The organism is Nostoc sp. CHAB 5836 (genome assembly GCF_020829445.1).
Taxonomy (GTDB): Bacteria; Cyanobacteriota; Cyanobacteriia; order Cyanobacteriales; family Nostocaceae; genus Nostoc.
Genome location: NZ_JAIVFV010000027.1, coordinates 37,127 through 58,017, shown reverse-complemented (window position 1 = coordinate 58,017; position 20,891 = coordinate 37,127). Strand labels below are relative to the sequence as shown.

Annotated in this window: 16 protein-coding genes and 1 pseudogene; 10 read left to right on the top strand and 7 right to left on the bottom strand. The window is 42.8% G+C overall.

Going from position 1 to position 20,891, the window contains the following annotated elements:
* Both LC605_RS08365 and LC605_RS08360 read left to right on the top strand, forming a co-directional pair.
* Positions 1-127 (top strand): annotated as a pseudogene (locus tag LC605_RS08365) (D-alanine--D-alanine ligase); the annotation flags it as partial.
* 782 nt (positions 128-909) lie between these two features.
* A complete protein-coding gene (locus LC605_RS08360; RefSeq protein ID WP_229547103.1) occupies positions 910-1,410 on the top strand; it encodes a Spy/CpxP family protein refolding chaperone in 501 nt (166 codons plus the stop codon).
* A gap of 494 nt (positions 1,411-1,904) precedes the next feature.
* Here LC605_RS08360 and LC605_RS08355 read toward each other — a convergent pair whose 3' ends face one another.
* Together LC605_RS08355 and LC605_RS08350 are read right to left on the bottom strand one after the other, a co-directional pair.
* On the bottom strand, positions 1,905-2,807 hold the full coding sequence (locus tag LC605_RS08355) for a S1 RNA-binding domain-containing protein (RefSeq protein WP_229547102.1): 903 nt from the start codon (positions 2,805-2,807) through the stop codon (positions 1,905-1,907).
* A gap of 228 nt (positions 2,808-3,035) precedes the next feature.
* Positions 3,036-3,776, bottom strand: coding sequence for a dienelactone hydrolase family protein (locus LC605_RS08350; protein WP_229547101.1), 741 nt, complete (start codon positions 3,774-3,776; stop codon positions 3,036-3,038).
* Positions 3,777-4,056: 280 nt separating this feature from the next.
* Here LC605_RS08350 and LC605_RS08345 point away from each other — a divergent pair, with 280 nt between their 5' ends.
* On the top strand, positions 4,057-5,040 hold the full coding sequence (locus LC605_RS08345; RefSeq protein ID WP_229547100.1) for a GntR family transcriptional regulator: 984 nt from the start codon (positions 4,057-4,059) through the stop codon (positions 5,038-5,040).
* Positions 5,041-5,379: 339 nt separating this feature from the next.
* On the top strand, positions 5,380-5,967 hold the full coding sequence (locus LC605_RS08340) for a Uma2 family endonuclease (RefSeq protein ID WP_229547099.1): 588 nt from the start codon (positions 5,380-5,382) through the stop codon (positions 5,965-5,967).
* A 680-nt stretch (positions 5,968-6,647) separates the two neighbouring features.
* On the opposite strand, the gene LC605_RS08335 is transcribed toward LC605_RS08340, so the two are convergent.
* From LC605_RS08335 to clpP, 3 genes are all read right to left on the bottom strand, one after another.
* Positions 6,648-7,568: an alpha/beta fold hydrolase gene (locus LC605_RS08335; protein ID WP_229547098.1), complete on the bottom strand. Its 921-nt coding sequence runs from the start codon at positions 7,566-7,568 to the stop codon at positions 6,648-6,650.
* Positions 7,569-7,672: 104 nt separating this feature from the next.
* Entirely contained in the window at positions 7,673-9,013 is a 1,341-nt protein-coding gene (clpX, locus tag LC605_RS08330; protein ID WP_229547097.1) for an ATP-dependent protease ATP-binding subunit ClpX, read from the bottom strand.
* Between the two features lie 9 nt (positions 9,014-9,022).
* Positions 9,023-9,721, bottom strand: coding sequence for an ATP-dependent Clp endopeptidase proteolytic subunit ClpP (clpP, locus tag LC605_RS08325; RefSeq protein ID WP_104905916.1), 699 nt, complete (start codon positions 9,719-9,721; stop codon positions 9,023-9,025).
* A 31-nt stretch (positions 9,722-9,752) separates the two neighbouring features.
* Here clpP and LC605_RS08320 point away from each other — a divergent pair, with 31 nt between their 5' ends.
* Positions 9,753-10,088: a hypothetical protein gene (locus LC605_RS08320; RefSeq protein WP_229547096.1), complete on the top strand. Its 336-nt coding sequence runs from the start codon at positions 9,753-9,755 to the stop codon at positions 10,086-10,088.
* On the opposite strand, the gene tig is transcribed toward LC605_RS08320, so the two are convergent.
* The gene (tig, locus tag LC605_RS08315) at positions 10,089-11,528 is read right to left on the bottom strand and encodes a trigger factor (RefSeq protein ID WP_229547095.1); all 1,440 of its coding nucleotides are present in this window, start codon (positions 11,526-11,528) and stop codon (positions 10,089-10,091) included.
* Positions 11,529-12,686: 1,158 nt separating this feature from the next.
* On the opposite strand from tig, the gene LC605_RS08310 reads away from it, so the two are divergent.
* The 5 genes from LC605_RS08310 (at position 12,687) to LC605_RS08290 (ending at position 18,799) form a co-directional block, all read left to right on the top strand.
* Positions 12,687-13,724, top strand: a complete 1,038-nt coding sequence (locus LC605_RS08310) for an aspartate-semialdehyde dehydrogenase (RefSeq protein WP_229547094.1) — start codon at positions 12,687-12,689, stop codon at positions 13,722-13,724.
* Positions 13,725-13,879: 155 nt separating this feature from the next.
* Complete coding sequence (gene dapA, locus LC605_RS08305; protein WP_229547093.1) at positions 13,880-14,764, top strand: 4-hydroxy-tetrahydrodipicolinate synthase; 885 nt, start codon at positions 13,880-13,882, stop codon at positions 14,762-14,764.
* 278 nt (positions 14,765-15,042) lie between these two features.
* Positions 15,043-16,815, top strand: coding sequence for a ribonuclease J (locus LC605_RS08300; RefSeq protein ID WP_229547092.1), 1,773 nt, complete (start codon positions 15,043-15,045; stop codon positions 16,813-16,815).
* A 367-nt stretch (positions 16,816-17,182) separates the two neighbouring features.
* Entirely contained in the window at positions 17,183-17,743 is a 561-nt protein-coding gene (locus LC605_RS08295) for a Uma2 family endonuclease (protein WP_229547091.1), read from the top strand.
* 678 nt (positions 17,744-18,421) lie between these two features.
* Positions 18,422-18,799, top strand: a complete 378-nt coding sequence (locus tag LC605_RS08290; RefSeq protein WP_229547090.1) for a Mo-dependent nitrogenase C-terminal domain-containing protein — start codon at positions 18,422-18,424, stop codon at positions 18,797-18,799.
* Between the two features lie 177 nt (positions 18,800-18,976).
* Here the strand turns inward: LC605_RS08290 and LC605_RS08285 are convergent, their stop codons facing one another.
* Positions 18,977-20,824 (bottom strand): caspase family protein, encoded by a 1,848-nt coding sequence (locus LC605_RS08285; RefSeq protein WP_229547089.1) that lies wholly within the window; start codon positions 20,822-20,824, stop codon positions 18,977-18,979.
* Between the last annotated feature and the right edge of the window lie 67 nt (positions 20,825-20,891).

The window sequence follows — 20,891 nt, the reverse complement described above, 5'->3', positions numbered from 1 at the left end:
CAGTTATGACCGCCGACTAGTTGTAGAAGCTGGTGTCGTCGCTAGAGAAGTCGAGTGTGCCGTTTTAGGTAATGATCAACCCCAAGCTTCTGTCGTTGGAGAGATTACTTATGACAGCGATTTTTATTAAAATCATTAAAATTTCAATAGCTGTGTAGATTACCTTAGAGGTCTGGTTCTTCCTGGGTAATCTTAAGCCCATTAACGCAAAAATAATCAGACTATAAATTGATAGTTCTGGCAATATGCTACAAACTGATAAGTCTGGAAATGCACTACAAATTGATAGTTCTGGGGGCTTAGGACGAAAATGCCTTAACGGAGGTGGTATAACTGCCGTCAATGCAGTGATCCCTAATAGCGTCCACTCCAGATAAAGCAGAGACGGAAAAGGATGTTTATTAATTTGAATTGGGCGATTCATAAGTCACTTCGCTCCAGTTATGAATGAGTTGCGAATTGCAAGTTAAGAGTTAGAATTTACGAGTTAGAGACCATTTATAAAGTAAACCTTAAATTGTCGGATGCCTTAAAGCAGCGCGTAACGCACCTGGAGATATGGTGCCCTGCGGCTAAATTAGACTATCTCAAACCCTCAAATTCCTACACAGCCGTAACACACCCTACTTAATATTTACTTTATAAATAGGGTCTTAAAAGTTAGAAGTAAAGCCGAAGAAAACCTAGCCCCCTAACCCCCTTCCCGATGCGGGAAGGGGGAAATTTCAAACTCCTAACTCCTAACTCCTAACTCCTAACTCCTAACTATTTATTTATTGTCAGTCATATTTGTCAAAATCCAATCATGACTAAAGTCATGGGTAAAACCATGACTTTCTGCTCATGTGACTACTGAATATAAATTCTTATGATAGTGACATCCAACCAGGAAAAAACCACCAGAAAGTAATGAAACTCAAAGCATTATCATTAGTTGCTGGAGCGTTCACGAAGTGTGCGCCTTGCGCTCTCGCTCTAACTTTAACTGCAACCTCCTTTGCTGTTAACGCTCAAACAGCCTCTCCTTCACCCGTCTTACTTGCACAAACGCCCCAAAAAGAAAGGGGGCCTTGGAAAGACTTGGGTTTAACAGATGCACAAAAAAACCAAATTCAAGCAATTCGTCGTGATAGCCGCACCAAATTTGAAGCAGTTTTAACCCCAGAACAAAAGACCAAGTTAGAGGCGATAAAACAAGCACGTCAGGCTCAACGGCAAGCAGGCGAACGTCTAGGAAAGGGTGGTTTTGCTGACTTAAATCTGACTGAAGCACAGAAAACCCAAATCCGACAAATCCGCGAGTCTGAAAAACAACAGATTCAAGCAGTCTTCACCCCCGAACAGCGACAAAAATTAGATCAATTCCGTCAAAATGCTCCTTCACGCCGTCAACAAGGCAATCCCCAATAGACATCTGGTGAAAACGAATGTAGAGACGTTGCAATGCAACGTCTCTACAAGGGTTTCAGCTAACGCATAATTAATTTCACCAGATGTCTAATAATCATCTTTGAACGCACCGCCAACCAAATCTTGCGATTATGGTTGGGGATTCTTGCGCTTTTGAAGCCAAAAGACTTCTAAGCGTTTCCAGGCATACTGGCGTCCTCAGTGCATCGTAGAAACTTTTGTCTACCCAAACCCCAGAAAAACTAGCAATTCCTAAATAAATAATTGCTGTAAATGGTCGTGCCTCTACGAAATTTCGCTTTGCCGTACCAGTGTTATTCTACTACAATCAAGATTCACTTTTATTTTGGTTCTCCCTAACCCCACCTAAAATGTAAACATTTCCAAGTATTTTTAGGTGGGGACTGCGGGAGAACATTTCTGTTCAAAATTCAAAATTCCAAATTGTTTCAGATGGGAATTTAAACGCTTTATACAAACAGCCCACCTCAAAACTATTCAGAAGCTTTGTTATTAGATCTATTGGCACGCGCCTCAGCCGAAGCCATCACCTCATCCATATTCTCTAGCACTTCGCCAGGGAAGTTTTCCAAAACTCTGGTAGAAAGGGCAACCCGCCCTTTACCCTCATCCAAGTCAATAATTACAGCTTTAATTGGCTGACCAACTTGAAATACCTTTTCTAAAGATTCGATGAATTTTTGGCTTACCTGCTTGATATGAAGTAAAGCCCCCATACCATTTAAATCGACAAACACACCAAAAGGTTTGATGCCAGTAACTTTGCCTTCCACCAGTTGACCTAGTTCTAATAAACTGAAGTTGCTAGAACGAGTTGCTAATCGCTGGGAAAGGATGAGTTTATTGGTGTTTTTATTAATTTCCAAAAAACCCACAGTCAGATTTTGACCTTTGAGCGCTTCTAAATTATCACGCTCGGCGAGGTGCGATCGCGGAATAAATCCCCGCAAAGACAAAATATCGACGGTGACACCACCTTTATTCACACCCATAACCCGTACTTGCACAGTCTGAGCATTTTCCTGCATTTCGGCCAATCTTTCCCAGATGTGCTGAATTTCCAACTGCTTGCGAGAAAGGGTAACCTGACCTTCTGCATCCTGATCTCGGATAATCAAAAACTGCATTTCTTCTTGCAATGGCAGCACCTCCGATAAATCGGTAACTGCTCTCAAAGAAGCCTCATCGCGCGGCAGAAAAGCTGACGACTTACCACCAATATCGACATAAGCTCCATCATGGTCAAGTTGGAACACTTTGCCATGTACAACCTGTCCCTTTTGAAACTGGTAGTCGTGTTTTTCTAGCGCTTTGGCAAAATCGTCCATTGTAAACGACGAATTGGCTGTTTGAGAAAGTTTCGATTCGGAATTCATGACTTTTGAAGATTAGTTTTTATTTGATATGGTGCAACTGAAGTTTAAATTGTCATTTGTCATTTGTCATTTGTCCTTTGTTATTCACTAATACTTCGACTCCCTTCCCTGCGGGACGCTACGCGAACGACTGCGCTCAGGGGGAGTCGCTCAGTACAAGTGACCAATACTTCGACTAAGCTCAGTACAAGTGACCAATGACTAATGACAAACTTGGCTGTGTATGCTTCAGTTTAGTTGACTAAACAGTTGTTTCACTTGCTCCCAAGCATCTGCCGCAGCTTTAGGATTATAACTGCCACGATGGTCACAGAAAAATCCGTGGTCAGCTCCATCGTAGCGAAACACACGATGAGGAATTTTATATTTTTCTAACTCTGCTTCAATCTCATCGACTTGTTCGGCTGGGATGCTAGCATCTTCTGTACCAAAGAAGGCATAGAGAGTACCTGTTATTTCTCTGGTGCGGGTGAGGGTAGGAGCGCCACCTCCGGGTGTAAGGGTGGTAATTAAAGCACCGTAGAAGGAAGCCGTAGCTTTAATATCTGGCAAACTGGCTGCAAGATATGCGACATGACCGCCAAAGCAGAAGCCAATACAGCCAAAACCATCTTTTTTCACTTGAGGCAGATTTTTGAGGTAGTCAATTGCTAGTTGAATATCGCTCAATAATTCTGAGGCTTGAGTTTGCGTGGCGTAGCCTCTACCCGTTTCAATATCTTCGGGTGTGTATCCGGTTTCAAAACCAGGAGCAATCCGTTGAAAAAGTGCCGGTGCGATCGCTACATACCCAAGTTGAGCAATCCGTTCTGTAACTTCCCGAATGTGAACGTTGACACCAAAAATTTCCTGCAATACCACGATTCCTGGGTAAGCTCCAGATGCTTTTGGCTCTGCCAAATAAGCAGACACTTGAATATCATCTTGCAAAAGATTAACTGTTGTGGTAACTATTGCTTGCTCTGTCATAATAATTTTTACCAGTGCTATAGAACTAACCGTGTGTTTATTTGATATAACTATGCCAGTATGCCCAGGTTATTTCCAATTAAATTATCAATTACCAATAATGAACGCATTAGAAATTTGTACCAGAAAAACTTCATGGGTAAATAAAATTTTTGATATGTAGCAAATACAGCTAGACACCCAAAGAGTGCTGAGTTAAAAGTGCTGAGTAGGAAAGCAACACTCCCTACTCCCCACTCCCCACTTCTCACTCCCCACTTAGTATTCAGGAGGTTTGCTGATGATTCAATTCCGTATTCAGCCAGACAGCGAAATTCCCGCATCAACCCAGCTGTTTAATCAAATCCGATTTGCGATCGCTTCTCGGCAATATCCCCCTGCTTACAAATTACCAAGCACACGGGCGCTGGCAATGCAAACAGGGTTACACCGCAATACCATAAGCAAAGTTTACCGTCAACTAGAGGAAGACGGATTTGTTGAAAGTATGGCTGGTTCAGGTATTTATGTTCGCGCCCAAGGTCATGAGGGCGGTAGCAGGCTGCAATCACCAATTCTCCAACAAAATCCTGATGCCTATCAAGTTGTCCAGCAAGCACTTGACGAGTTGCTCTCACAAGGATGTTCACTAAATCAAGCTAGAGAGCTATTTTTAGCGGAAATTGACTGGCGCTTGCGTTGTAGTGCGCGGGTATTAGTTGCAGTTCCATCTTATGACATGGGTGCTGGTGAGCTGATGGTATATGAATTAGAGCGATCGCTAAAAATCCCAGTCCAGTTGGTAGCAATGGAAGAATTAACAGCTGTGCTAGATAAAACTACCTCAGCGACAGTAGTTACCAGTCGGTATTTTATCAGTAATGTGGAAGCGATCGCAGCTCCAAAAGCTGCACGAGTAATTCCTCTAGATATCTACGACTACAGCAAAGAACTCAACCTCTTAAAAACCTTACCAAAAGAAAACTGTGTAGGCATAGTTAGCCTTAGTTCCGGGATTGCACGAGCAGCAGAAGTCATCCTCCACGGTTTGCGGGGTGATGAACTACTGGTAATGACTTCGCAACCAAAAGATGCTTATAAACTTCAGGCTATGGTTAAACGGGCTGAGGTCATCATAAGCGATCAAGCCAGTTTTGCGGCAGTGCAAGCAGCCGTCCAAGCATCTGACGAAGATATTATTCGTCCACCAAAGCTGATTAAGGTTGAAAATTATATCGGCACTAACTCGATTAATTTGCTAAAACGAGAACTGGGTTTAAGTTAATCCAAAGATAATTATAGCAGGGTAGAAACATCTATAGTAATCCTAAATCATTTGTGAAAATTATATATCTCTTTTTTCTTTCTTCCCTTTGCGCCCTTAGCGTACTTTGCGGTTCGGTTTCAAATTTTATATTTTTCACCACTCATTTAGGATTGCTATATATTGATTTAAGTACGTTGGTGCGAAAAAACCCAACTATATTACGAAACATAAATAAGCTTAAAACCCTTACTAATGACCAATGACAAATGACAGCCTTACCCAGTTAGGTTTAATTGTGCCGAGCTACTTACTCAGCTACTTATCAATCATGCAATAAAGGAACTGTTGAGAGGCAATATGAGTATCCCACTTCTAGACCATCCCATACAAGAGAAACTAGTGACCGTCGCAGATGTTTCTTGGGAGGAATTTAAAGGTATTGAGGCACAGTTAAAGGACAACCGCAATGTCCGACTCTCCTATTTGTTAGGAATATTAGAAATTATGTCGCCCATTGGAGATAAACATGAGTACGTGAAAACAACTCTTGGATACTTGCTAGAAGCTTACATGAGAGAGTTAGTAATCCGGTTCTACGGTCGTGGAGGTTTTACTCTAGAAGAACCTGGGTATGCTTCTGGCACACCAGATGAATCTTACTGCATTGGCAGCAATAAAGAAACGCCAGACATTGTTATTGAAGTTATTGTTACTAGTGGCACTATTAACCGAAAAGAGTTATACAAACCCAAGAAAGTGCCTGAAGTTTGGTTTTGGAAATCTGACCAGATAAAGATATTTAGTTTAAATTCGGCTGGCGAGTATGAAGAAGTAAAGCGTAGTGGTTTCTTCCCAGATTTAGACCCTGCATTGTTAGTGCAATATATCGCACATCCCGACCAGTACGACGCTGTTGCCGAATTTATCCAAGCTATCCGAAAATAACATTTTGCAACTAACCGTGACCCAAAAAAGGTAACGAGTGTCTCAAGAATGGATTTATCCAGAACGAATCGCACCACATATTTCAGCACGATACATAATCGTGTAACTTTTTTAAAAGTTCATTGATTAAATAGCAACTAAAATTATGTTGTGAAGTTTATCAAGACTTTCTAAGAGGATGTTTGAAAAGTCCTAAGAGGATGTTTTAAAAGTGGTTGGCTGTGATTTTAGGCACTTTTAGATCCCCCCTAACCCCCCTTAAAAAGGGGGGAACCGGAATCAAAGTCCCCTTTTTTAAGGGGGATTTAGGGGGATCTAAAACGTTTTGCTACCGATAAAAAGACTTTTAAAACATCCTCTAAAATATACTATAAACCAACACAGTTCAGTTAGGCATTTCTTTCTTCTCTCTGTGTCCTTGGCGTCTTCTCTACGAGACGCTGCGCGAAGGCGGTTCGTTAAAAAATTGATTTTGTAACAGAGTTTTAGCCCAATACACTTGGGTTAAGCATTTCCTCCTTCTCTCTTCTCTCTGTGTTCTCTGCGCCTCTGTGGTTCGTAAAAAAAAGAGTTTCAGCCTTTTGTGAACCGTATTGAGTTTTAGCCTTAACCCAAGCGTATTGTACTATAAACCCTTTCCAAACCTCTCCCCCTTTGTGTCAGCCTGCCCAAAAAATAAGTTAACTCTCTTGCGGTTCTATTATAGAAACTCGTAAAAACTCCTGTACCCCTCGCAAATAAGTTGGTGCATCTTCCAACATTGGGAAATGCGCTGTGTTAGGAATCATCACAAATTCCACTTTGTCACTCAGTGCGGCTGCTTGACGCCCCATTTCGGCTGGAATAATCTTGTCATACTCCCCCGCCACCAGTAGAGTTGGTACTGTCAGCTTGGCAAACTCAAGGGGCATCAATTCAGCTTGAGCTTTACTGACTGAAGTAAAAATTGTACCTAAAGCTGCATCGTAATCTGCTTCGAGAAAATCTTGCAAAAAAGCTTGACGCTCAGAATGTGGTATGGAACTATATAAAAATCTGGCCATAAACATCCGGTCAACAAATGGAATTTTGCTCAACCATTTGGGACGGAATTTCACTACATAGCCACCAAATTTATGAAAAGCACTAAAAGATTTTTCGTCGTACTCAAAAATGCCGCTACAAGTTAAAATTCCTCGTTCTACTCGTTGGGGGTAGCGGTTAAAAAATAAAGTGGCAACAGATGCACCCATTGAATGAGCATGGATGTAGACACGGTGAATATGCAACCCATCTAGCAAAGCTGCCAAATCATCAGCATATTCCTCTAATTCATAGGTTAGCTCTTTGATTGCCTCTAATTCTTCCTGGGGGGATTGCGACTCAGCAACAGCTTCACTTGCTTGCGCTATGGTTGGCTTCCCGCGAGAACGGCCAAATCCCCGCAAATCGTAGAGTAAACAATCAAATTGCTCCGATAAAGCATCAGCAGTATTTTGCCAATATCTAGCCGAACCAGCCCAACCGTGCATGAAAACCATCACTGGTTTAACCAGATAACCGGATGGTTTTTTGATCCATTGGTAGTAATGCTCAACGCCACGAACATTAATATAAGGCATTAGTCATTTGTCCTTTGTCAGTTGTCATTTGTCCCTGGTACATGGTTATTGTTCCTTAGTTTTTCACCAATGACCAATGACTAATGACCAATGACTAATGACTATTAAGCAGATTCTGGCTTTGGTAGTGAAGATGGATGTATTATCAGTTCTGCTGTTGATCGCTTCTCGACCATTTCCCTTGTAACTGTACAGCGTGTCACATCCTTACGGGATGGTAACTCATACATTACATCCAACATCAATTCTTCGACAATACCACGTAATGCTCTGGCACCAGTTTTACGGCGGTAAGCTTCTTGAGCGATCGCTCGTAAAGCATCTGCTTTAAAATCTAACTGGACATTATCCATCTTCAGCAGCTTTTGGTACTGCTTCACTAAGGCACTGCGTGGTTGAGTGAGAATCGCCATCAGCGCTTCTTCATCTAGGGGATCTACTACTGCTACCATTGGCACGCGCCCAATAAATTCTGGAATCATGCCAAATTTGACTAAATCATCCGGTTCTAGATGACGGAGAGTATCTGCTGCTCGTTTTTCCTTCGATTGCCCTTCTCCCGGTTGCACAAAACCTATTGCTTTTTTGCCAACTCTCTGGTCTACAATCTTTTCTAAGCCCCCGAAGGCACCACCACAGACGAACAAAATATTACTTGTATCAATCTGGATGCAGTCTTGATAAGGATGCTTGCGTCCTCCTTGGGGTGGTACGTTAGCGATCGTTCCCTCTAACATTTTCAGCAAAGCTTGCTGTACGCCTTCGCCCGAAACATCGCGGGTAATTGATGTGTTCTCGCTTTTACGAGCAATTTTGTCAATTTCATCAATGTAAATAATTCCCCGTTGCGCTTCCTCTATATCCAAATCTGCCACCTGCAACAGTCGCAGCAAGATATTTTCCACATCTTCTCCCACATACCCCGCTTCCGTCAGCGTCGTCGCATCGGCGACAGCAAAGGGTACATCCAAGATTTTCGCTAGGGTCTGCGCTAACAAAGTTTTACCGCAACCAGTCGGGCCAATTAACAAAATGTTAGATTTTTGCAGTTCTATCGCATCATCCGCCCCAGATTTACCACTGGTTTTAGACTGAATTACTGCCAGCCGCTTGTAGTGATTGTAAACAGCCACTGACAGAACTTTCTTCGCTTCGTCTTGACCAATGACGTGTTCGTCTAGATACTTTTTAATCTCTCTGGGCTTGGGTATTTGATTAAAGGAAATACTAGCAGAGTGGGTACGCCGTTTTTGAGGTGGTTCTGCCCTTGGTGCTGGTTGTGCTGCCGCACCACTGGTATCGAGTAACTCCTCGTCTAGGATTTCATTACACAAGTCAACGCATTCATCGCAGATGTAGACTCCCGGCCCTGCGATTAACTTACGCACCTGCTCTTGAGACTTGCCACAAAATGAACATTTTAAATGGGAGTCGTACTTAGACATACCAGCCTCTTATTTCAGAATGGTGACGTTTTCCCCTGCCACGGGAAGATTTTGCCTGGAAATGACCTGATCAATCAAACCGTAGTTTTTTGCCTCTTCTGCCGACATAAAAAAGTCGCGCTCAGTATCTGCTTCAATTCTTTCTAAGGGTTGACCAGTATGGTGAGCCATTAACTGATTCAACTTAGCCTTAACGTAAAGAATTTCTCTGGCTTGAATTTCAATGTCAATAGCTTGACCTTGAGCGCCACCAAGTGGTTGGTGAATCATAATCCGGGAGTCGGGCAGAGACATTCGCTTACCGGCAGCTCCTGCTGTCAACAAAAATGCCCCCATGCTCGCGGCTAATCCAAAACAGATGGTAACAACATCAGGGCGAATTTGCTGTATTGTATCATAGATTGCCATCCCTGCGTAGACGGAGCCGCCAGGAGAATTAACATACAGTTGGATGTCTTTTTCTGAGTCTTCGGCGTCTAGGAATAGCAATTGAGCCACAATTGAGTTGGCTACGGCATCGTCTATTGGCGTTCCTAAAAAGATAATCCGCTCTCGCAGCAGGCGAGAGTAGATGTCGAAAGCCCTTTCTCCCATGCCAGATTGCTCTATCACCATCGGCACGATGTTGCTAGGGCTGCTCAACTGAGAATTAATGTTTATTCGACTTAAGTTGCTGATGGGGGAATTTCCCGACTGCGATTCAAGCATACAAGCCTTCTTTGACGATAATTTAGGACAAATGTTTCAGCAGCATCTGCTGCCTTTTCAACGAATGGAATTTTTATTAAGCTACGTGTTAACCATTATGCCTTATATAATTTCCTCTCGTGTAAGACAGTATCAAGCCGAGGCGATAACGTGTGTCACTATTTGCCGAAAACTCATTAATTATTTCATTATTTTGACTCTGAGTCATTGGGCATGGGGCATTGGGCATACGGTATTGGTTATTTCTCCCCCATCTCCCCCATCTCCCCCATCTCCCTCATCTCCCCCATCTCCCTCATCTCCCTTACCTTACCCATTTCACCAGTACTTTAACTCAGAACTGGTGAACTCATGCTGTGGGATTTGACTATCCTTCTGTGACTTCTGTAGAAGCTTCGCTGCTTTCTTCCTCAGTCTGAGGTGCATCAGCATCAACATCAGATTCTGCAACTTCCGTTTCTTCTACTGGACTCGAGGAACCTTCGGGTACAAGTTCAACTGAGGAGTGTTCTAAAAGCCAATCAATGGTTTTTTCGGTTAATAATTCGTTTTCCACGATTGAGCGCAGTTTATCTTCATCAACGTCTTGTTCCTCCGGGTACTGTTCCAAAAGTTCTGTGACTCTGGCTGCGATTTCTGCTGGTGTTACCTCGATCGCTTCACGTTTACCAACTTCCCGTAAGGACAAGGAGCGTTTGATGCGTTCAATTGCTTCAGTACGCGATCGCTCCCGCAATTGAGGAATAATATCTTGAGTAAACAACTTTCTGACATCTAATCCTTGCTGAGACAGCCGCATTGCTGTTTGCGTTAGCATTGCATCCACTTCTTGCTCAATCAATGTTGCTGGTAAGTCAACTTCTACGTGCTTGAGCAGTTCCGTTAAGAAGGCTTCCTGCTTATTTGCTTTTGTTTTGTCGTCCGCCTCTTTTTGATACCGCTCTACCAAAGAAGTGCGTAACTGCTCCAAGGTGTCAAAATCGCTGATTTCTTGGGCGAAATCGTCATTTACTTCTGGTAGCTCCTTTTCCTTCAGTTCTTTGAGTGTCACTGTGAAAGTTGCTGCTTTTCCAGCTAAGTCTTCATTAGCATAAGGATCTGGGAACTGCGCCGCAATTTCTCTGGTTTCTTCCGGATTCATCCCCACTATTCCCGAAATAAAGCCGGGAATAAATTTATCTTCCTGTAACTCAACTTGAAAATCACTTGCTTCAGCTCCGGGAATCGGTTCTAGTTCGGCTGCTTCCTCTTCTCCCTCAACTCTGGCGAATGAACCTTTAAAATCAACTACGGCAATATCGCCAATTTGGGCTGGACGTCCTTCTACAGGAATTAATGTCGCCAATTCTTGACGTTCCTTATCCAGCGTGTTCTCCACTCGCTCTGGATCGAACTTGACTTCTTCCGCTTGGACAAGCAAATCAGTGTACTGAACTAGATTTACTTCTGGTTCTACATCGACAGCAGCCGAAATTGTCAGAGGTTTTCCCGGTTCATAATTCTTAATCAAATCCTCAAAAGACGAGCGTAATTGGGGCTGACCGATTGCGGGGATGGCTTCTTGTTTGACTGCTTGCTCAATGCCATCTTGAATTAGTTCTTCCAGCGCCGCTGCCTTGATTCGAGTTGTCCCCAGCCGTTGTAGTAATATCGGCCGAGGCACCTTGCCTTTACGAAACCCAGGAATATTGGCAGTACTCGCTAAGTTTTTAATGACCTGTTCGTAAGTTTGCTTGGTAATTTCCGGCGTAATCTCTATTTCCAGGCCAATTTGGCTGGCGGGAAGTTTTTCCTGGGTGACTTTCATGCTTCGTCTCTAGTTTTCTGGTATTTTATACTCCGAGTACACACAAGACGCAATCAAATAATTGTTTGCGTTTATGGCTTGATGTCTCTTAGGGGCAATGGGAGTTTGCCAAAAGGTCTGATGACATCCAAGGATGGATGTTTGTCCTGGGGCAAAGATCCAGTTTACTGCCAATGACCAAGGACTTGACATTTTACCTTGATCACAATTTGGTTAATGGGGCATTGGGGATGGAAAAGAGACAAGGAAGAGACTTGTTCAATAATTCCCCCTTGTCCCCTCATCCCCACTCCCCATTCCCTCCGAAACTTAGGAATTAATTATTCAGTGGGCTAAGGCCGTGATATCCTGGTTCTCAGCGAGTGGTTAGTACCCAGGGCTATTTCATTCTCATCTAGCCCGCCTCAGAATGAATTCTGAGTCTAATAGCCAAAGTCGTCTCAAGACGACTGAGAAAAGGTTAAAGTCCGTTTGAAGGGACTTTAACTATACTACACACTGGCATAAACTGCGCTTTGTTCCCGCAACACAAGACCCAATCCCAAATCTAAAACCTAAAATTTAAAATCCAAAATGAATCAGGTTTAGCTCAAGTTATGCCCGCGCAAAGTATATTACCCCGAAACTGAAGTTCCGGGTGTTTTATGTCTAGAATGAAATAGCCTTGGGTTAGTACCCCCAAGTTAAAGTTATAGTATTGAGTCTAGCTATTATTAACTTGTGGTACGAGAGCGGATCTATATAAGTAACCGCATAGCTCAGTTTTATGCTGTGCTGGTTTTATGCATTTCCATCCTAGTATATTCATCATCTTGGTAAACAAGTTTGCAACCAAGACGATTGTTCACATTGCTGGGACGGGTGTTAAACATTTAAGTGCAGATATGTACATTTTTCTGCTAAATGGCGATTTCTTGTATAATAATGTATAGTTTAAATCGATGGAAAAATCAGATAGCCATTGTTGTAGAATGCAACATCACTTAACTTAAAATAGCCAAAAAAATAAATATATTAGGTCTATAAAGATCGACTAAATTAGAGAAAAATCTAAACCTATTCAAAATGTATTTCCAGACTGCGATCGCTATTTAATATAAGTAAATTGTCAATGGTTCCAAGAAATTGCAGGTAAGTCTCTTAAAGGAGGAAGCAAGTTTGTCGAAATCCTATCGTGTAGCTATTTTGGGAGCAACTGGTGCAGTTGGTACTGAGTTGCTGGAATTATTAGAAAGCCGTAATTTTGCGGTTGCTGACTTAAAGTTATTGGCATCAGAGCGGAGTGTCGGGCGATCGCTACAGTTTAAAGGTGAAAATATACCAGTAGAGCAAGTTTGCGATCGCGCCTTTGAAAACGTTGATATAGTACTTGCTAGTGCAGGTGGTTCCACATCCAAAACTTGGGCAGCAATTGCCGTCGAAAAGGGCGCAGTGGTAATTGACAACTCCAGCGCCTTTCGGATGAACCCGGAAGTTCCCTTAGTAGTGCCAGAAGTGAATCCACTAGCCGCAGCTAATCACCAAGGCATTATTGCTAACCCCAATTGCACAACAATTTTAATGGCTGTAGCAGTATGGCCATTGCATAAAATTAAACCAGTGCAACGCATTGTGGCTGCAACCTACCAATCTGCTAGTGGTGCTGGTGCTAGAGCAATGGCAGAAGTGAAAACTCAAACAAGCGCTATACTACAAGGACAGCCACCACTTGCCGAAATATTGCCTTACCCATTGGCATTTAATTTATTCCCACATAACTCCCCATTAAACGATTTGGGTTATTGTGAGGAAGAAATGAAAATGGTCAACGAAACCCGAAAAATATTTGGCACGCAGCAAATCAGAATCACTGCGACCTGTATACGGGTTCCCGTACTCCGTGCCCACTCAGAAGCCATTAATTTAGAATTTGAAACTCCCTTTAGTGCAAAGGAAGCCAGAGAAATTTTAAATTCCTCCCCTGGAGTAAAATTGGTCGAAGATTGGGGAACAAATCATTTTCCGATGCCTATTGAAGCAACAGGTCGAGATGAAGTTCTAGTGGGAAGAATTCGTCAGGATATTTCCCATCCTTGTGGCTTGGAATTATGGTTATGTGGCGACCAAATTCGCAAAGGCGCAGCATTGAATGCGGTACAAATAGCCGAGTTGTTAATAGAGAAAAATCTACTCAAACCATTAGCTATTAGTCATTAGTCATTGGTCATTGGTCATTAGTCATTGGTTAACTAACAAAGGACAAATGACAAAGGACAAATGACAAAGGACACTTGAAAGCAATTTGCAGATAGGTTATTACAATAGAAAACCACCAAGATACAAAAACATGGGTCATCAGGAGTGAAAAAAGGGTGGGAGATTTTGGCAATGTTTTAACCGCGATGATTACGCCATTTAAAGTAGATGGTAGTGTCAACTATGATTTAGCGGCAGAACTGGCGGCGCATCTAGCTAACAATGGTACAGATACATTGGTGATGTGCGGCACAACAGGAGAATCCCCGACGCTTAGTTGGGATGAAGAATACCAGTTGTTTGTGGAAGTATTGCAGTCCGTGGCCGGAAAAGCCAAGGTAATTGCCGGTTGTGGTTCCAATTCCACCCAAGAAGCGATCGCAGCCACCCAAAAAGCGTCTAAGATAGGAGTACATGGTTCCTTACAAGTTGTTCCTTATTACAACAAACCTCCACAAGCAGGATTGGAAGCGCACTTTAAGGCCATAGCACAAGCCTGTCCCGACCTACCGTTGTTGTTATATAATGTCCCAGGTCGTACCGGACAAAACCTTCAGCCAGAAACAGTTGCCCGGTTAGCTGAGGTGAGCAATATTGTCGGGATTAAAGAATCTACTGGTAATATAGATCAGGCAAGTGAAATTCGTCGCTTGACACCAAAAGAATTCCACATCTATTCTGGTGATGATTACATGACTTTGCCCTTGTTAGCGATCGGGGCAAAGGGTGTGGTAAGTGTGGCTTCTCATCTGGTAGGAAACCAACTACAGCAGATGATCCAAGCTTTTAATGCAGGGAAAATTGAGGTAGCAAGCGACATTCATCTCCAACTGTTCCCGTTGTTTAAAGCTCTATTTCTCACTTCAAATCCCATTCCAGTGAAAAAAGCACTGAAACTTCAAGGTTGGGAGGTTGGTTCAACTCGTCCGCCGCTATGTGAAGCTGATTTAGAAGTCAGTCAAAAGTTAGCAGTGGTTCTGAAAGAACTTAGTTTAATCTAGCCACCAGTTGGTTAAGCGCTGGTAGTTCGCTCCTTACCAAACATACATATAAACAATGATCATAATTGTTCATAAGTTGCAATTTAAAAATCTGTGCTAGGACTGATAGATATACTATGAATCCTTAAGTGTACAGTCGATTTTATTGAATAAAAAATTGAAATCTTCAATTAAAACTTGATTGCTTTGGGACTGAGTTAAGAGACAGATATGTTGTCTTAAATACAAGTTCGTTAACTATCAACTTAATTAACCACAAGTAACAATCTAAGGAGAAAATGGCTAAAAACGAAGCTAATAATTCCGCCTTGAAAATTATTCCTTTGGGCGGGTTGCATGAAATTGGTAAGAATACCTGTCTTTTTGAATATGACGATGAAATTATCTTGTTAGATGCAGGATTGGCTTTTCCCACAGAGGCGATGCATGGAGTAAATATTGTTCTACCAGATACGACCTATCTGCGGGAAAATCGCCACAAAATTAAAGGGATGATTGTTACTCATGGTCATGAAGACCATATTGGCGGGATTGCTTTTCATCTCAAGCAATTTGATATCCCCGTGATTTATGGCCCCAGGCTAGCAATGGCAATGCTAGAGGGTAAACTCGAAGAAGCAGGAGTCCGCGATCGCACAGAAATCAGAACTGTTCTACCCCGTGATGTCGTGCGGATTGGCAAAAACTTTTTAGTCGAATATATCCGTAACACCCATTCCATCGCTGATAGTTTTACTGTTGCCATTCATACTCCCCTTGGTGTAGTCATTCACACAGGGGATTTTAAAATTGACCATACCCCAGTGGATGGTGAAAAGTTCGACTTGCAACGCCTAGCAGAACATGGTGAAAAAGGCGTTCTTTGCTTACTAAGTGATTCCACAAACTCAGAAGTGCCAGGATTTACACCTTCTGAGCGTTCAGTTTATCCCAATCTGGAGAGAGTATTTAGTCAAGCTACTGGGCGATTATTTGTCACTACCTTTGCTTCGAGTGTGCATCGCATCAACATGATTTTGGATATCGCCAAGAAGCAGAACCGTGTAGTGACGGTTGTAGGGCGTTCCATGCTGAACTTGATTGCTCATGCTCGCAATTTAGGTTACATCAAGTGTGAAGATAATCTGCTGCAACCATTGCATGCAGTCCGCAATCTACCTGACGAAAAAGTTTTAATTTTAACTACAGGGTCTCAGGGTGAAACGATGGCAGCAATGACCCGCATTGCCAACAAAGAACATCCTCACATTAAAATCCGCCAAGGAGATACAGTAGTATTCTCTGCTAACCCAATTCCCGGAAATACGATCGCCGTAGTCAACACCATCGATAAGTTGATGATTCAGGGAGCGAAAGTAGTCTATGGGCGGGATAAAGGGATTCACGTCTCCGGTCATGGCTGTCAGGAAGAACAAAAACTGATGATTGCCTTAACTCGACCGAAATTCTTTGTACCATTTCACGGCGAACATCGGATGCTGGTGAAGCACGCAGAAACGGCTCAGAGTATGGGCATTCCCGCCGAAAATATGATCATTATTCAGAATGGTGATATCGTTGAACTGACTGAAGATGCTATTGGCGTCGCTGGGAAAGTGCCATCTGGTATCGAACTGGTGGATACTACGAGTTCGGGTATGGTCAGTGCCAAAGTATTGCAAGAACGGCAACGCATGGCTTCAGAAGGCATTATTACCATTGCAGCTGCCATTGATTGGAATGGTAAACTGTTGGCAAAACCAGAAATCCACCTCCGGGGTGTAGTGACAAGTGTAGAGCGATCGCTCCTACAAACCTGGCTAAAACAACGCATTGAAGAAATCCTCACTGTGCGCTGGTCAGAATTCGCCCCTGGGGAAGGTCAAGCAGCAGATATAGACTGGGGTGGATTGCAAGGAACTTTAGAACGAGAATTGCAACGTTCCATCCGTCGAGAATTGCAATGTCAGCCATCTGTTACTTTGTTGATGCAAATCCCTGATGAGCCGCCTGTAAAAGTTGCTGATGGGAGAAGACGGCGGACTAGAACTGCTGCTCAAGTAGCATCGTAGGCTTAGATAACAATTTAACGCAGAGGCGACACAGACGCAGAGTTTTTCTGAAAGTCTTTGCCCTTCTGGTTTATATGCAGTAGACATCTGGTGAAAAAGAATTGTTTTGACGTAGCAGTGCTACGTCTCTACAAGGGTTCTGGGTAACGCATATTTAATTTCACCAGATGTCTCATAGACTCTGACCTCACTTCCATTCCTCTCTCCTAAAAGGAGAGAGGCTTTGAATATTACTCCCCAACGCTACAAGGGTTGGGGCTGGGGGTTAGGTCTGTATTGGACTTAACCCAGAAGCGTTACAGTCTCTTATCATGGGTACAGAAGCCGGGCGGTTTGTATTTGCCTATAGTTATTGGAGGCGATCGCTATGACTAAAACACCAATAAAAATTAATACTCTGGAAGAGTATGTAAATTTTGATGATGGCACAGACAAGCGCTATGAAATTGAGGATGAGGTGCTGGTAGAAATGCCTCCTGGTACTGGCAAACATGAGGCGATTATCACCCTACTGTTAGTTCGCTTTTTTTTAGAAATTCAAAAAATGGGACTGCCTTTACAACCGCGCCCTAACGGTACAGAGGTGTTGACCAATAAACAACTTAGAAGACCTGATATTTGTGTAATTACCGACCAACAGGCAAAAAGTATTGAAAGTACTTCGGCTATTCTTAAGACTGCCCCACCGCTTTTAGTTGAGGTGGTTAGTCTTGAATCTGTTGATCGGGACTATAATCAAAAAACCTCTGAGTATGCAGCTATAGGTGTGGTCGAATATTGGATTGTTGACCCTCTGGAAAATAAGGTAACGGTGTGTTTATTAGACCAGGGCAATTACAAGCAATTTGTGTTTGCTGGAAACCAACAGATTGTTTCTCAAATATTTCCAGAATTAACCCTGACCGTTCAGCAGATACTTTTAGCTTAAATTGTTGAAGTTAATATTTTTCATAAGTCTCTGAGTTTAATAAATTTTGGGGGTTTAAGTAAAGAGCAACTAACAAGCGGCAAGTTTTGTGGCTCTTTCTAAATCCCCGTTGCAAAACTTAATTATGAATTACGAATTATTTTAATCTCTTGCTTATCAGCTCTATTTGACTTAGGGAATATCTTCAGTCTACGGCATTACAGAATGCTTTAGAGCCTATTTATAAAGTAAATATTAAGTAGAGTGTGTTACGGCTGTGTAGGAATTTGAGGGTTTGAGAAAGCCTAATTTAACCGTGACGCACCATATTTCCAGGTGACGTACACGAGAGCAAAAACGCCTACTAGACTATCACTGATCTTTATACTTAGCAAAAATACTTTTAGAAATAGCTTATATTAAGAATTGTAAATGTTACACTAAAACCTATCCAAGGACGGATGTCTTTATTAAAATTTAAACTATGTCAAGTTATGAACAAGATCGTAATATTACACTACCGATCCCCAGAAATTTGCGATTAACTTGACGTAGTAATAAATTAAGTTCTGACTTAAGTAGCTATTTACGCATTAGATTATATCGCAGTCAGGACGCGATTTTTCCGGGAAAGTTCGTTGCCACGTTGTATATATTCATCAAAAAGGTGAATAGCCTCAATAATACAGAGGGTTAACCATGAAGGTATTCGACAATACCACAAAAAAGATTTTTCTGGCAAGCTGGGTATCAATCAATCAACCAGAGACTATTGACCAGAAAGCAACCCAGCTAGACCGTTCTACTTCTAAGCCTTACTGGGATATTCTCCAACCCATACGGCAACGGCTAGAAAATATTCAAGTCCGCGATCGCCAACTAGCTCACCGCTTGTGCAAACTGATTCCATCTCAGTGTCCCTTTGAGCGCGATGTCAAATTATTTGGGAGAACCCTCTTTCACATTCCACCCATGTGCAAGCTCAACCCCTTATATGAAGAAGTGGTTGGTTTACGTTTCCGAGCGATGTGCTATCTAGCCGATGAATGTGGCGAAGATGTATCACAGTACTGCTAATACTGATTACTGAGGAAAAAGTGAGGAGTCAGGAGTGAGGAATTAAAACCCCTAACTCCTAACTCCTAACTCCTAACCCCTAACTCCTAACTCTTAACTCCTAACTCCTAACTCCTAACTCCTAACTCCTAACTCCTAACTCCTAACTCCTAACTCCTAACTCCTAACTATTTATTACTATTTTTTTTGCCATTTTTGGATAGCATCCTGAGCATCTTCATAAGCGGCTGTCTCTTCTGGCACTAAAGCAGCAGTCGCAATTGCGGCATTACGTTCTCCTTCGGTGGCGCGACGCTTGGCCAGGTCTAAAATTTTCTCACTCCAGTTATTGATCGATTTTTGAGCAGTATCGAAGCCTGGTTGACCTGCTGGTACTTTTTTGGCAACTTCGATCGCCCGATTGTAGGTAGATGCCTGTCCAGATTTAATTAAGGCATTAGCTGCATCTAAAAGAGTTTTGTTACTCACATATTGCTTGCCCTCTAGGCGCCACAAGTTAATTGCTGCTTGTGCTTTCGCGTAGGGGGCTTCATCTTTGGTAATTAATCGAGCAGCAGCAATAGCGCTTGCATACTGTCTTTGTTTAGCACGACCCTCTGCTAAATCTAAAATCATCTGACTCCAAATCTTAATATTCTCTTGAGCTTGTTCGTAGAGTGGTTCACCGGGTCGAATTTTCCGGGCTGTGGCGATCGCCATGCTCAAATCGCTAGCCTGAGTTTGTCTGAGCGACATTTTCGCTAGGTCTAATACTGCTTGATTTCGCTTTTTCCACTGAGAACTAGAGGCGATTTGAGCGCTAGATTGGTTGTTGAGTCTAATTGGTGGAGTGCGTAGGCGTAGCCCGTCGTAGACATCGCTAACATTAGCATTGGGTGATGTGCTTGATATTTGCTTAATTCTAAAAGTTTCTTGATTACGCAGAAAAACTACGGCGATTAAACCAGCTACTAGCAAGCTGCCTCCGCCCCATAAGATAAACTGTTTCCAAAAAGGGATACTTGGCTGATTCGCTGGCAATCGCGAGACATAGCCTTGGGAGGAATTGGGAATAAATCTTGCTCTGGTATTGACTCCCAAGGAAGTTTCCGGCATTGGTTGAGAAACTAAGCCGCTACCTGACTCCTGGACTTTTTGACCCTTCGTCTGTTGGGAGGAGTTCACAGTAGCTTCTCTCCATCTGCCCCGTTCTGCTGAATTTTTAGGGTAATCGTCGAGGGGAGGAGCTGCAAGGGCAACAGCAAAAGATTCTTCGGGATAAATCACCCCTTCTGATTGAAAATCGCTTTCTATTGCCAATTTTGGCAAGATTACTTGCTGCCTTGATGGGATGATAGTGGCAGGGTTTTGGACAGGACGCCAGTGGTGGTGACATAATTTTGGCATGATCAGGCTTAGGTAAGTTTCTAAATCTGCCAAGTTGTTGCCATTACCAGAACGCAAAGCTTCTAACAAAACTGCTGTAAAGAATCCGTGACCTAGTTCGCTAGTTTCATGGGAAAATTGCTCTGGTTGACAAGAAAGAATTGTCGCGAGTTGTAGTTCTTGGGCTAATTCTATTGTTTCTTCACCAACAGGAGCATCCGCTTGGGTGCCAAAAGCGCGGTTGATATCGAGTAGTAGCAATACATTTAAGTCAGCAAGTTGCAGACTTTGCATTAGCGATCGCAATTCTATGCCAGTCTCTTGCACAAGTTCGGGATTGCCCTCTACTGGCATTAAGTAATCTTTGCCCTTGTAGTTGACTCCATAACCGCTAAAGAATAACCACAGATAGTCTTCCGGTTGCCAACTTGTTGCTGCCAAATCCTCAAGCAGCAGCAAAATATTCTCCCTCGTGGGATAAGTTGACCTATGGTCAATGGGCGGCGAAGTATCCGTCATGACTAGACAGTGCTTGGGGAGAAAACCTGCCTCTGTCACCAAAAATGTTTCTAGTGCCTCAGCATCCGCTTGGGCACAACTTAAAGGTTGAAATAACTGATATTGATTGATGCCAATCGCGATCGCCCAGTAATTTGCCATCCCGCTCTTTATCGGTTATTGTTTGCTGGTCTTAAAATTGCGGTTGGCTTTGCCCAAAAAACAAAGC

Bases quoted from the DNA above. Each gene is read 5' to 3' on its own strand.
- LC605_RS08360 (WP_229547103.1), top strand. From the start codon at position 910: ATGAAACTCAAAGCATTATCATTAGTTGCTGGAGCGTTCACGAAGTGT.
- LC605_RS08355 (WP_229547102.1), bottom strand. From the start codon at position 2,807: ATGAATTCCGAATCGAAACTTTCTCAAACAGCCAATTCGTCGTTTACA.
- LC605_RS08350 (WP_229547101.1), bottom strand. From the start codon at position 3,776: ATGACAGAGCAAGCAATAGTTACCACAACAGTTAATCTTTTGCAAGAT.
- LC605_RS08345 (WP_229547100.1), top strand. From the start codon at position 4,057: ATGATTCAATTCCGTATTCAGCCAGACAGCGAAATTCCCGCATCAACC.
- LC605_RS08340 (WP_229547099.1), top strand. From the start codon at position 5,380: ATGAGTATCCCACTTCTAGACCATCCCATACAAGAGAAACTAGTGACC.
- LC605_RS08335 (WP_229547098.1), bottom strand. From the start codon at position 7,568: ATGCCTTATATTAATGTTCGTGGCGTTGAGCATTACTACCAATGGATC.
- clpX (WP_229547097.1), bottom strand. From the start codon at position 9,013: ATGTCTAAGTACGACTCCCATTTAAAATGTTCATTTTGTGGCAAGTCT.
- clpP (WP_104905916.1), bottom strand. From the start codon at position 9,721: ATGCTTGAATCGCAGTCGGGAAATTCCCCCATCAGCAACTTAAGTCGA.
- LC605_RS08320 (WP_229547096.1), top strand. From the start codon at position 9,753: ATGTTTCAGCAGCATCTGCTGCCTTTTCAACGAATGGAATTTTTATTA.
- tig (WP_229547095.1), bottom strand. From the start codon at position 11,528: ATGAAAGTCACCCAGGAAAAACTTCCCGCCAGCCAAATTGGCCTGGAA.
- LC605_RS08300 (WP_229547092.1), top strand. From the start codon at position 15,043: ATGGCTAAAAACGAAGCTAATAATTCCGCCTTGAAAATTATTCCTTTG.
- LC605_RS08295 (WP_229547091.1), top strand. From the start codon at position 17,183: ATGACTAAAACACCAATAAAAATTAATACTCTGGAAGAGTATGTAAAT.
- LC605_RS08290 (WP_229547090.1), top strand. From the start codon at position 18,422: ATGAAGGTATTCGACAATACCACAAAAAAGATTTTTCTGGCAAGCTGG.
- LC605_RS08285 (WP_229547089.1), bottom strand. From the start codon at position 20,824: ATGGCAAATTACTGGGCGATCGCGATTGGCATCAATCAATATCAGTTA.